We start from the raw sequence: 13087 nt of genomic DNA, 5'->3' as shown, positions 1-13087 counted from the left end.
TACAGCTTATGACACAATGTGACAAGCGACTAGATGATTTTGTGCCGTTCTTTTTAGTTCAGGCAGATGTGTTTTGCAGATATCCTGTACAAAAGGGCACCGTGTATGGAAGTGGCAGCCGCTTGGAGGGTCGATGGGCGAGGGGACATCACCCGTCAAGAGGATCCGTTCTCTTTCATGCACAGGATTCGGTACTGGGATGGCCGATAGCAATGCCCTTGTATATGGATGCTGCGGCTGTTCGAAAATGGACTTTTTATCGGCTATTTCGACTATCTTTCCGAGATACATGACCATCACCCGATCCGAGATATGCCTGACCACGCCTAAATCATGTGAGATGAAAAGGAAGGTAAGGTCGAACTGGCGCTGTAAGGATTTCAATAAATTCAGCACTTGTGCTTGAATGGAGACATCCAGAGCAGATACAGCTTCGTCACATATGATCAATTTTGGGTCCACTGCAAGAGCCCGTGCAATGCCGACCCGCTGTCTCTGGCCGCCGCTGAATTCATGCGGGTATCTTTCCATGGATTCCGGTCTCAGCCCGACATGTCCCAATAATTCTTCAATCCGGCTTTTTCGGTTTTCTTTAGGTACTACATTTTGGATGGCCAAAGCTTCTCTGAGAATTTGGCCGATCGTCTGTCTCGGATTAAGGGAGGCGAATGGATCTTGAAAAATGACTTGCAGATCCTTCCTGGTACGCCTCATTTCTTTTTTTCCTAAACTCAGTAAATCCTTATCCTGAAAGTGAATGCTCCCGCTTGTTGGTTCATCCAATCGAAGGATGGCCCTTCCGGTAGTCGATTTTCCGCAGCCGGATTCGCCGACTATGCTTAAGGTCTCGCCCTGATGGATATCGAAGGTAATGTCATCAACGGCTTTTACATGATTGATGGTCCTTCCGAAAAACCCGCCCTTGATCGGAAAGTATTGTTTCAATTGATCCACTTTAAGCAGAACCTTTTTCTCTGCAGCTGGTACACCCATCATTACATTCCCACCTTCTCTTGAGCGTCATATTCCTTCTCCCATTGGGAGGTGAACATCCAGCAGCTGACCTCGGTGCTGGGACCGATAGCCTGGAGATCCGGAACGGCTTGTTTACAAATGCCCCTCGCATGTGCACAGCGGGGAGCGAAGCTGCAGCCCTTGGGCATGTTGTAAGGACTTGGAACGGTCCCGGGGATTGTAGCCAGTTCTTCCTGGTCCATGTCCAGACGCGGAAGGGAGTTCAATAAGCCAATGGTGTATGGATGTTTTGGGTTTGTGAATATTTCCTTGGCCAAAGTGTATTCGACGATTTTTCCTGCATACATGACGGCAACCCGGTCACAGGTTTCGTATACGACACCCAAATCATGGGTGATCAAAATGACAGCCGTCCCGAAATCCTTTTGCAGCGTCTTGATCAGTTCAAGGATTTGGGCTTGGATCGTCACATCCAGTGCTGTTGTAGGTTCATCCGCTATCAGAACCTCAGGGTGGCAGGCAAGTGCCATGGCAATCATGATCCTTTGCCTCATTCCGCCGCTTAGCTCATGCGGCTCCTGTTTTGCCCTTTTTTCAGGTGAGGGGATGCCGACGAGCCGAAGCATGTCGACCGCTTTATTCCATGCTTCCTTTTTTCCCAGCTTTTGATGGAGCCGGATCGCTTCCGCAATTTGCTCGCCCGCTGGATATACGGGATTCAATGATGTCATCGGCTCCTGAAATATCATCGAAATTTCATTGCCGCGTATGGACCGCATCTGTTTTTCAGACTTCGTAAGCAAATCCTCCCCTTTAAAAAGGATGCTGCCACCGGCAATCTTGCCGGGCGGAGATGGAATGAGCCTTAATAATGATAGCGATGTTATGCTTTTCCCGCTTCCCGACTCCCCGACGATTCCAAGCGTTTCCCCTTTATTAAGGGAGAAACTGATTCCGTTGACTGCTTTACTCGTTCCTTCGTCAGTGAAAAAGTGGGTTTGCAGATTTTTTACCTCCAGTATTTTATCATCAACCTGTTTCATCATCATACCTCCTTAGTTCAAGTCTATTCTTTTGTTAAAGTATCGATAGAGGACATCCACTGCTAAATTCATGAATACGAAGATAACGGAAGCGATGAGGACCCCGCCTTGGACCATCGGCAAATCCCTCGTCCTGATTGCATCGACTATCAATCTCCCAAGTCCATTGATGGCAAAAACGGACTCTGTCAATACCGTGCCGCCAAGGAGTGCACCGAACTGGAGGCCAACGACTGTAATGACGGGGATAAGCGCATTTTTCAGGCCATGTTTATAAATGATGATATATTCTTTCAATCCCTTGGCTCTTGCGGTCCGGATGTAGTCCTGGCGAACGACTTCAAGCATGCTCGACCTGGTCATCCTGGCGACAATGGCCGCTCCGCCGGCCCCAAGGGTTATGGCTGGGAGTATCATGTGGCTGAAAGTTCCCCAACCTGAAACCGGAAACAAATGAAGGTTCACGGAAAAGAAGTAGATAAGCATGAGGCCCAGCCAAAAACTAGGTAACGAGATTCCCAGTAAAGCAACGATCATGATGGAAATGTCAGCTGCCGAGTATTGCTTGGTGGCCGAGATGATTCCTGCGATCATTCCAAGGACGACGGTTATGAAAATGCTGGCAAGTGCCAGTTCAAGGGTGATGGGCAAACGGACCATGATTTCGTCCAAAACAGGGCGGCTGCTGCGGAGAGATTCCCCGAAGTCACCTTGAACCGCATGAAAGATATAGTCGACGTACTGATAGAGGATTGGACGATCCAGGCCAAGCTCATGCCGCAGCGATTCAATCGTTTCTTTAGTCGCTCCTTCACCTGCAAGCAGTGTTGCCGGATCTCCAGGGACCATTTGCATGATGAGGAACACAACAAGACTCACTCCCAGTAATACAGGTATGGTTTGGAGCACCCGTCGGATAATAAATACGAACATTTTCTCTCCTCCTTATTTTTTCATTCTTGGATCCAGGGCATCTCTAAGTCCATCCCCGAAGATGTTGAAACCAAGTACCAGTGTTGATATTGCTATCCCCGGAAACAAAGCGATGTGGGGGGCGCTGAACAAGTAATCCCGACCGCTGCTCAGCATCGCTCCCCATTCTGGAGAGGGCGGCTGGGCTCCCAGTCCCAGAAATGATAATCCGGCTGCCGACAGAATGGCCGTTGCCAGACGTAATGTGGCTTGAACGATGACGGGTGATAGAATATTCGGAAAAATATGCTTGCATATGATCGTGATATCAGTGGCTCCCAATGCACGAATGGCATCGATATATTCCAGCTTCCTGACTGACAATGTGGAACCGCGTACAATCCGGGCGAACATCGGTATGGAAAAGACGCCGACCGCTACCATTACATTGATTAAACTTGGACCAAGGGCACTGATGATGGCTAGGGCAAGCAAAATTCCCGGGAAAGCCAGCAGAACATCGACAATCCTCATGATGACGGTATCGATCCATTTTCCGTAATACCCGGCTGTTAACCCGAGAAGTATCCCAATGAACGCCCCGAAGAATACAGAGACAAACCCGACCGTTAATGAAAGCCTTGTCCCATATAATAATCTGCTTAAAATATCCCTTCCCTTATCATCCGTACCCATCAAATGTTCGGCTGACGGAGGCTGGAGTTTGTTGACCAAATCAATTTCATACGGATCCTGCGGTGAGATCAAAGGTGCAAAGATAGCCAATAAAATATAAAAAAGTACGATGTACCCGCCTACCAACGCCAATTTATTTCGTTTGAATTTTTTATAAAAGGCTTTCCAGTGTCTTAGTTTCGGAGATTTTCTTTCGTTTACATTCAATTCGTTATGATTGATTACGACCTCTGGCTTCATTGGACTTCCTCCTTTTCTTTCATTCAATTTATTCAAAAAAGGAGTTGAAGTAAATATGATGCGGAAAAGCAGTAAAGATAATTAAAAAATGAGTAAAGATTCTGAAAATATAAAATTTCATTTTTTTTTATAATTTACAGTAAGCCCGATGTACCCATAGCTGAACGTTACTTGGAGAAACAAAGGGAGGATGAAAAGGGAGGAAATAGAATGAGAAAAGGTATGATTGGGTTGCTTTTTGCCTCTTTATTAGGCATCTCATCCGTTTTATCAGGGTGTGCAGCAGAACAAACCGGCAGCAAGGAAACAGAGGAAAAAGCGAAAGAAGGAGGAACGCTGATCGTCGCGCGATTATCTGATGCGACCACCTTGGACCCTCATTTCATAACAGACATTCCATCGGCAAACGTCATTTATGAAAAGGTTTATCAAACATTGGTCGTTCCTGACAAAAATATGGATCCTAAACCGCTGCTCGCAAAAGAGTGGAAACAGCTGAATGATGTCACGTGGGAGTTCAAATTGCAGGAGGGAGTGAAATTCCATGATGGGGCTCCATTCAATGCCGAAGCGGTGAAAACCAATTTCGACAGGATACTGGACCCGGCAACAGCATCGCCGCAGGCTGGTAAATTGGAAATGATCAAAGAAATCAAAGTCGTTGACGAAACGACTGTACAATTCAGGCTGAAATATCCTTATGCTCCGCTGTTATCGATTTTAGTGAGTAATGAAGGAAGCATCATCAGCCCTAAAGCGATTAAGGAAAATAGTGACAAATTGGCTCAAAACCCCGTTGGGACAGGGCCATTCGTGTTTAAATCGTGGAAGCCTGGTGAAGAAATCACACTTTCGAAAAACAAGGATTACTGGGGGGATAAGCCTAAGATCGATGGAGTGGTATTCAAGGTCGTCCCTGAAGATGCCACGAGGATTGCGATGATTGAAACGGGTGAAGCACATGTGACAGATCAAGTGCCGGTGACGGAGATTGATAGGATCGAAGCTTCGGGCACGATGGATTTATATCGCACGGAGGGACTTGCCGTTGAATACTTAAGCTTCAATGTTAAGAAAAAACCTTTTGATGATGTGCGGGTCCGCAAGGCGGTCGCTCATGCCATCGAGGTGGATTCCATCATCAAAGGGGTTTATAACGACATCGGTACGAGGGCAAATTCGACAATGAGCCCAAAGGTGTTTGGATATGATCCGGATATAAAAGGCTACGACTATGATATTAATGAATCGAAGAAGCTCTTGACTGAAGCGGGTGTCAAGGATGGTTTGGAGTTTACACTGACGACGAGCGATCGTAAGGAAAGGATCAATATGGCCGAGGTGATTCAATCCCAGTTAAAAGGAATCGGAATCAAGGTCAAGATTCAAGTCCTTGAGTATGGGGCTTACATTGACGCGACAGCCAAGGGCGAGCACCAGGTAGCGATAGGCGGCTGGGGCAATGCCACCGGCGATGGAGATTATAATCAATTCAATCTTTTCGATAGCAAATCCCAAGGTGCAGCGGGAAATAGTGCATTCTACAGCAACCCGGAAGTGGATAAATTGATTGAAAATGCACGTAAAGAATCGGATAGCGATAAACGTAAGGAACTATATTCCAAGGCACAAGCAATTGAAAGGGAGGAAGTTCCATATGTTCCGATCCGTAATTATGAACACTTGGCCGTATATGGCGAAACAGTTCAAGGGCTTTGGCTGAATCCGGCAAATTATTTAATGCTTGATGACGTAACCGTGAAGTAGGCATTCAACACAAAAAGAAGGCAGCATAAGGATGTTATGCTGTCTTCTCAATTAGGAGGGGAAAATATGATCGATATATTGCTAATCCATGGGACCGTGATAACCATGGATCAAAACAGGAGAATTCTGCCGGATGGCGCCGTCGCCATACATCAAGGAAGGATTTTAGCCGTTGATTCCAGCGAAAAACTGAAATTGCAGTATGAGGCTGTAAAAGTCATCGATTGCAGCCATCAATGCATATTGCCGGGATTGATAGATGTTCATGGGCATGGGGGACATTCCATGTTCAAAACGATCGCAATGGAAAATATTGATTTTTGGATGCCCATCATGACGAATGCGTACAAGCATTTTGTTACAGATGACTTTTGGTATTACGAAGGAAAGCTATCCTCACTTGAGAGATTAAAGGCGGGAGTGACAACCGGGGTGAGCGTGTTAGGATCCATGCCGCGGTCCGATGAACCGATTTTTGCCATCAATCATGCAAAAGCATATGCCGAAGTGGGGATCAGGGAAGTGGTATGCACAGGGCCATGCAACCCCCCATGGCCCCATTCATTCAGCCGGTGGATTGACGGAAAGAGGGTGGTGAAGGAAGTTACCTATGAAGAGGTGCTACAGGGGGCGGAAGCTGTCATCGAGGCGCTGAACCATGCGAATGAAGACCGCACCAGAGCCTTCATAACACCATTTGTCATCGTGACATCCGTGGATCCCTCCAATCCCACATCTCCTGACAGACTTTATGGGCTGAATGATCATGACCTTTATCAAGCGAAGAAAATTAGGGAGATTGCCAGGAAATATAATACACGCATTCACTCTGATGCCTTTGGCGGGATGATTCATTTAGCGATACAAGATAAGGAAAATGCCCTATTGGGTCCGGATGTCCATTTGCAGCACTGTCGGGGCATTTCCTTCGATGAGGCAAGAATACTGGCAGAAACAGGTACCAACGTCAGTGCATCACCTGGATTTGGCCAGGTTCATGCCCGTACCCCGATAACTGAATTATTGGAGATGGGTGCAACTGTGGCAATCTCCACGGATGGGACTTCCCCTTCCACAAGTTTCGATATGTTTCAGGCAATGAGGAAAACACAGTTCGTTCACCAGGCAGCACTTAGGGACTACTATTATTTACCGCCAGGCAAGCTGTTGGAAATGATCACGATAGATGCTGCGAAATGCATTGGCTGGGATGATGAAATAGGCTCCCTTGAGATCGGGAAAAAAGCGGATGTCATTACGGTCAATCTGCATCAGCCTCACCTGACCCCTGAATTCATGCATGTTCACCGGCTTGTATTTCAAGCAGTTGCGAATGATGTGGAGCATGTCATCGTGGATGGGAAATTGATCATGGAAGGGAGGAATGTACGGACGGTCCATGAAAGTACAGTGCTTGATGAAGCGAATGAGGAGGCATATTCAACGATAAAGCGTGCGGGGCTCGAAAAGTATATGCAACCGACGAAATATTTCTGGGGCCATGCCAGGGCATATGTAGATGAAAAGCGATATGACGAACCAGAAGAAGACACTGCCGCGATGGTGAAAGGGGAATAAGATGAAAACCAAGCTTAAAGGAAGATATGTAATTGGGTATGATGGACGCGATCATGTCATTTTGGAAAACGCCGAAATCGTTTATGAAAAAGACACGATTCTGTATGTCGGAAAAAATTATCCAGGAGAAGTGGACGAAGTAATGGATGCCGGAAACGCCATTATCAGTCCCGGGTTCATAGATTTAAATGCATTAGGGGACATTGACCATGATATTTTACATTTTGAAGCCGATGCCGACAGACAGAAAAACCTTCTATGGTCAGAGAATCATATAAAAAGCGGACATCCTGAATTAATGACCGGGGAAGAAGAAGCTTTTAAATCACTCTATGCTTATTCACAACTCATCCTTCATGGCGTGACGACAGCGATGCCCATTACTTCCGTTTTTTATAAAAACTGGGCTGAAACCTATGATGAATTGGCAGCTGCGGCAGAACATGCAGCTGGATTGGGGTTAAGGATTTACCTTGGTCCGAGTTTCCAATCAGGAATGAGGGTCGTCCAGCCTGACGGGAATATTAAACTGCATTGGGATGAAAAAGCCGGGGAAGCGGGATTACGGAAAGCGGTCGAGTTTGTGGAAAAATTCGATGGAGCGTATGAAGGCATCGTCAGAGGGATGCTTGCCCCAGAACGTATAGAGTCCCAAACGGCAGATCAATTAAAACAGATTAAATATTACAGCGAAAAATTGGACATACCCATAAAGCTGCATGCTGCACAAGGAAGTTTTGAATTCAACACCATCTGGAATGCCCATCAAGTTACACCGATCAGATATTTGTACGATCTTGGCTTTCTCGGTCCAAGAACAGGGATCCCGCATGCCCACTTTGTTTCAGGATATAGTAAAGCGAAATATGGACAGGGTGATGACTTGGCGCTGCTTGCTGAAACGAATACAACGGTGATTCATTGCCCCCTGATCATCGGGAGGCATGGGGAGGCACTGGAATCTTTCGCTGAATATAAACGTGCTGGGATCAATATCGCCCTTGGAACGGACACATTCCCTCCTGATATGTTCCAGAACGTCAGGACAGGCAGCATGCTCTCACGGATGGTGGAAGGAGAAACGGAAGGCTCTGTCTATGCCGATTTCTTTCGGTCAGCCACACTTGATGCGGCCGCTTTTCTTGGCAGGAACGATTTAGGACGCATCGCTGCGGGGGCCAAGGCGGATATCATCGCGATTGACTTGGGCGGTTTTCATATGGGTGTAATCGATGATCCCATTCGAACCATGTTCGTAAGCGGGTCTGGGAGGGACGTTAAATTATCGATCATAAATGGAAAAGTAGTCATGAAGGATCAAATGATCCCCAATCTGGATTTAACGGAAATCAGATATAAGGGACAACAATATTTTAAGAAGATGAGAAGAGGATATATGGAAAGGGATTATCAGGAGCTTGCGGAGAAAGAATTGTTTAAGCCATCATTCAAGGTCGTGGAATCGATAAGCGAGACGGAAGCAATTCTTGATAACAAGTAAAGAAAATGAAAAACATAGTAAAGATATTCGAAAAAAATAGTCAGAATATTTCCTATAATTAGATAAATATTCAAAAAATGAAATTGGGAGGCAGAAGACCATGGGGTTAAAACGTGGGACAGGTAAACTTTTTCTAGTCATGATCATGGCTATCATCATTACGGGCTGTTCTTCTAACAATGACGTAAACACAACGGCAAGTGATCCGAACCGGGCATCAAAAGAAGGAGGTACATTGGTCATTGCCCGCTTATCCGACGCTGAGAATTTGGATCAGCAGTTCATGTCCACGATTAACGCCGCTAGCGTCACTCACCATAAAGTCTATGAAGGTCTTGTACAACGGGATGAGAATAGTGAGATACAGCCAATGCTAGCAGAAAAATGGAAGCAAATTGATGACACGACCTGGGAATTCAAGCTTAGGGAAGATGTAAAGTTTCATGATGGCACGCCATTTAATGCAGACGCAGTAAAAAAGACGTTTGATCGACTATTAGATCCGTTGGTTGCATCTCCGAGGGCAGTCGTGTTCGAAATGGTAAAAGAGGTGAAACCGGTTGATGAATTTACCGTGCAATTCATTTTAAAGGAACCATTTTCCCCTCTCCTTTCCATATTGGCGAATCACGAAGGCGGAATCATCAGTCCGAAAACGATTGAAAAGTATGGCAAAAAGATCATCCAGGAACCGAATGGAACCGGTCCTTTCGTTTTTGATTCATGGTCCCCAGGACAGGAAATCACGTTGACGAAAAACGACAGCTATTGGGGAGACGAGCCAAAAGTGGACAAGGTCATCTTCAAGGTCGTCCCTGAAGACTCCACGAGGATATCGATGATTGAAACCGGTGAAGCGCAAATCGCAGAGCCTCTTCCTGTAGCCGTCATGGACCAGGTTGAATCTTCCCCGGCAATGGATGTTTACCGCAGTGAAGGGTATGGTACCGAATATTTAGGGTTCAATGTCAATAAAGAACCGTTCAATGATGTAAGGGTCCGTAAAGCCATCGCCCATGCCATTGAAATGGACTCGATCATCAAGGGCGTCTTTAATAATGTCGGGGTGAAGGCGAACTCCTTGATGGGATCTAAAGTATTCGGTTACAACAAAGACCTCGAAGCCTATGATTACAACCTGAAAGAAGCGAAGAAACTGATGGCCGAAGCCGGATATTCAGACGGCCTGGATGCAACCATCCTGACAATGGACAGTAAAGAAAGAGTTAACTTGGCCGAGGTCCTGCAATCCCAACTAAAAGGTATCGGGATTAATTTGAAGGTACAGGTGATGGAGTACGGTTCGTTCGTGGAACAAGTGAATAAAGGGCAATCGGAAATGTTCATCATCAGTTGGAGAAACGCGACCGGGGATGCCGATTATAATCAATATAATCTATTTCATACGGAATCACAGGGAGCGGCAGGAAATACATTCTTTTACAGCAATCAAAAGGTTGATCGTTTAATAGATGCCGCCAGGAAGGAAAAAGAAGAGGGGAAACGCAAAGAACTATACGCAGAGGCACAGGAAATCGAGATGGGTGACACCCCGTATATTCCTGTAAGGGTCATAGAAAATGTTGCTGCAGTCGCTAAAGAAGTAAAAGGATTTTCAATCAGTCCTTCAGGCTATCTGGAGATAAATGACGTAACGATAAAGTGATGGGAAGATAAGATGAAAGGGGTTCATCCATTTTAGGGTGAATCTCTTTCTTTGGCGCAATAAGTAAAAATAACATAAAAACGAGTAAAAATTCTGAAATGATTTGTTGATTTTTAGAACTATAATGAAAGTGATGCATATTCAATCTGGAGTGGAAGGGTGAGTTTAATGTCTCAATCGTATTGGCTGACGAATGTACGCTTGGAAAATGGGTTTACTTATAATGAAAACGAAACGATCACCGGCACTGAAACCGGAAATTACCACATCAAGATTGAAAATGGAAAAATATCCTCGATTCTATTGGCAAAGGAATCGATAACGGATCAGGACCCACAGCATGATGTTAACGGTCTCCTGATGGTCCCCTCGTTTAAGGAAATGCATATCCACATTGATAAAACCTACTATGGCGGTCCGTGGAAGGCTTGCATGCCTGCCATTAATGGCGTGAAAACCCGGATAGAAGAAGAGCAGGTCCTACTGCCGGAATTATTGCCTACCGCTAAAGTAAGAGCGGAAAAAATGCTGGATTTATTATTGGACTTCGGCTCTACCCATATACGCACACATTGCAACATTGACCCCGTCATCGGTCTGAAAAACTTGGAGGCCACCATTCAGGCACTGGAAGGATATAAGGATAAATTGACGTATGAAATCGTCGCATTCCCACAGCATGGACTATTACGCAGCAATTCCGTCGGTTTGATAAGGGAGGCCATGAAGAATGGCGCGAATCTGGTAGGCGGCGTCGATCCCGCCACCATTGATGAAAACATAGAGCGATCACTTGAAACGATCATGGATATCGCGGTCGAACACAATTCCGATATCGATGTCCATTTACATGATCCGGATCACCTTGGACTCTTCACCATGCAGCGCCTCGCTTCACTGACGGAAGACGCAGGCTGGCAAGGAAGGGTCACGGTCAGCCACGCAAGCGGTTTGGCAGATCTTTCAGTCCCGGAGGCAGCGGGCATAGCCGAAAGGTTTTCGGAAACAGGAATATCGATTACATCCACAGTGCCGATCTTCAGAACGATCCCGATTCCCCTTCTTCATGAAAAAGGGGTGAAGGTGGAATTGGGTAATGACAGCCTCACTGATCACTGGACACCCTTTGGCATCGGGGACAATCTGGAAAAGGCCGGTCGCCTTGCCGAGAGATTTCGCATGATTGAAGAACGTTCCTTAGCGCAAAGCCTGCAATTCATAACAGGAGGGAAGACCCCATTAAACAAGGACGGGATCAAGGCGTGGCCTAATGTCGGGGATGAGGCGAATATCGTGTTGCTTGAAGCCAGCTGTTCTGCGGAAGCGGTGGCTAGAAGGGCAAAGCGTGCCGCTGTCATCTTCAGAGGCAAGGTTGTTAGCGGATCTATTTCATCTTTTGAAACGACAGGTGTTTAATCTTCTATTAAAGAGAGTGATTTGATGAATGAAGCATACTGGCTTACAAACGTTACACTTGATAGTGGATTTGTTTTTGAGAATGGACGGATTGACCGGACGAAGACAGCTTCATACAACATGTATATAAAAAATGGGGTCATAAAGGAATTGCAATTAGCTTCAAGTATGCCTTTGAAAACGGCTGATCCTGTTCACGACGCGGGAAAGCTGCTTGCACTTCCTCCTTTCAAGGAGATGCATAATCATCTTGACAAGACTTATTTAGGACTGCCATGGAAATCATGCATTCCGGTTCCGAATTTAATCGAACGCTTAAAGTTAGAAGCAAAAGAGCTTGCTGAACTGGCTGAAACCGGTCGGCTCCGGGCTGAACGGATGCTTCAACTATTGTTAAGCGGCGGGGCGACGCATGTAAGGACGCATGTTAACATCGATCCATACATCGGTATGAAGAACTTGGAAGAGATTCAAAGTGCATTATATCGTTTCAAAGGGAAAATGTCATACGAGATCGTGGCTTTCCCTCAGCATGGACTGCTAAGAACGAATTCAAAAGGGTTGATGAGACAAGCGATGAAAGAAGGGGCGTCTTTGGTGGGCGGCCTGGATCCTGGCGGCGTGGATAATAATATAGAAGCTTCCCTATATGAAATGGTCGATTTGGCAGTTGAATTTGATGCGGATATTGATATTCATATACATGATCCCGGTCATCTAGGTTTATATACGATCAAGAAACTCGCTTCTTTGATCGATGAAGCAGGGTGGAAAAACAGAGCGGCCATCAGTCATGCTTTTGCACTTGGTGATGTTTCAATAGGAGAATCAAATGAACTGGCCAGTGAACTATCAAAACTGGGGGTAGCCATCATGTCTACAGTTCCGATCAACAGGGTCATTCCCCCGATTGATTCACTGCATGAAAAAGGTGTCCATGTTGCCCTTGGATGCGATGGCTTTTATGACTCCTGGTCTCCGTTTGGTACAGGGGATATGCTGGAAAAGGCAGGCCGATTGGCCGAGAGGTACAACTGGAAGGACGAGTATGCATTGTCCCAATCGCTCCAATTCATTACGGGAGGGATCAAGACACTGGACCCTGAAGGAAATCGTTTATGGCCGAATGTGGGAAATGACGCTAGTATGGTTTTTGTCGAAGCATCTTGTGCTGCCGAGGCAGTTGCCAGGAGATCGAAGCGTGCTGCGGTTATGGTCAATGGAAATCTGGTTTACGGCGGACTCGATCGCGAATCTGCCTTGAAGTCGAATTGAAGGTCTATTTCAAGAAGG

The 13087-nt window shown here is 46.0% G+C and carries 10 protein-coding genes; 6 read left to right on the top strand and 4 right to left on the bottom strand.

The features are described 5' to 3' along the window. Positions 1–6: 6 nt before the first annotated feature. From ACFVSH_RS05275 to nikC, 4 genes are read right to left on the bottom strand one after another with little or no spacing between them, the layout of a single operon-like run. Positions 7–996, bottom strand: coding sequence for an ABC transporter ATP-binding protein (locus ACFVSH_RS05275; protein WP_387705174.1), 990 nt, complete (start codon positions 994–996; stop codon positions 7–9). Further along, a complete protein-coding gene (locus ACFVSH_RS05270; protein WP_387705172.1) occupies positions 996–2018 on the bottom strand; it encodes an ABC transporter ATP-binding protein in 1023 nt (340 codons plus the stop codon). The genes ACFVSH_RS05275 and ACFVSH_RS05270 overlap by 1 nt, the downstream gene beginning before the upstream one ends. Before the next feature lie 12 nt (positions 2019–2030). Continuing rightward, positions 2031–2951: a nickel ABC transporter permease gene (nikB, locus tag ACFVSH_RS05265; RefSeq protein WP_387603448.1), complete on the bottom strand. Its 921-nt coding sequence runs from the start codon at positions 2949–2951 to the stop codon at positions 2031–2033. Between the two features lie 12 nt (positions 2952–2963). Further along, on the bottom strand, positions 2964–3866 hold the full coding sequence (gene nikC / locus ACFVSH_RS05260; protein WP_192206511.1) for a nickel transporter permease: 903 nt from the start codon (positions 3864–3866) through the stop codon (positions 2964–2966). Positions 3867–4076: 210 nt separating this feature from the next. Here nikC and ACFVSH_RS05255 point away from each other — a divergent pair, with 210 nt between their 5' ends. From ACFVSH_RS05255 to ACFVSH_RS05230, 6 genes are all read left to right on the top strand, one after another. Further along, positions 4077–5633, top strand: a complete 1557-nt coding sequence (locus ACFVSH_RS05255) for a glutathione ABC transporter substrate-binding protein (protein ID WP_387705170.1) — start codon at positions 4077–4079, stop codon at positions 5631–5633. A gap of 66 nt (positions 5634–5699) precedes the next feature. Next, positions 5700–7211: an amidohydrolase family protein gene (locus ACFVSH_RS05250; RefSeq protein ID WP_387705168.1), complete on the top strand. Its 1512-nt coding sequence runs from the start codon at positions 5700–5702 to the stop codon at positions 7209–7211. 1 nt (position 7212) lies between these two features. Further along, complete coding sequence (locus ACFVSH_RS05245; protein ID WP_387705166.1) at positions 7213–8712, top strand: chlorohydrolase family protein; 1500 nt, start codon at positions 7213–7215, stop codon at positions 8710–8712. 100 nt (positions 8713–8812) lie between these two features. Continuing rightward, on the top strand, positions 8813–10378 hold the full coding sequence (locus ACFVSH_RS05240) for a glutathione ABC transporter substrate-binding protein (RefSeq protein WP_387705164.1): 1566 nt from the start codon (positions 8813–8815) through the stop codon (positions 10376–10378). 168 nt (positions 10379–10546) lie between these two features. Continuing rightward, positions 10547–11794, top strand: coding sequence for an amidohydrolase family protein (locus ACFVSH_RS05235; RefSeq protein ID WP_387705162.1), 1248 nt, complete (start codon positions 10547–10549; stop codon positions 11792–11794). Positions 11795–11818: 24 nt separating this feature from the next. After that, on the top strand, positions 11819–13069 hold the full coding sequence (locus ACFVSH_RS05230; protein ID WP_387705160.1) for an amidohydrolase family protein: 1251 nt from the start codon (positions 11819–11821) through the stop codon (positions 13067–13069). Positions 13070–13087: the final 18 nt, after the last annotated feature.

This window comes from Peribacillus sp. NPDC058002 (genome assembly GCF_042886655.1).
In the GTDB taxonomy this organism is placed as follows: domain Bacteria; phylum Bacillota; class Bacilli; order Bacillales; family DSM-1321; genus Peribacillus; species Peribacillus aracenensis.
Note: the sequence above shows the minus strand (reverse complement) of the source record. Positions and strands in the feature narration are given on the sequence as shown.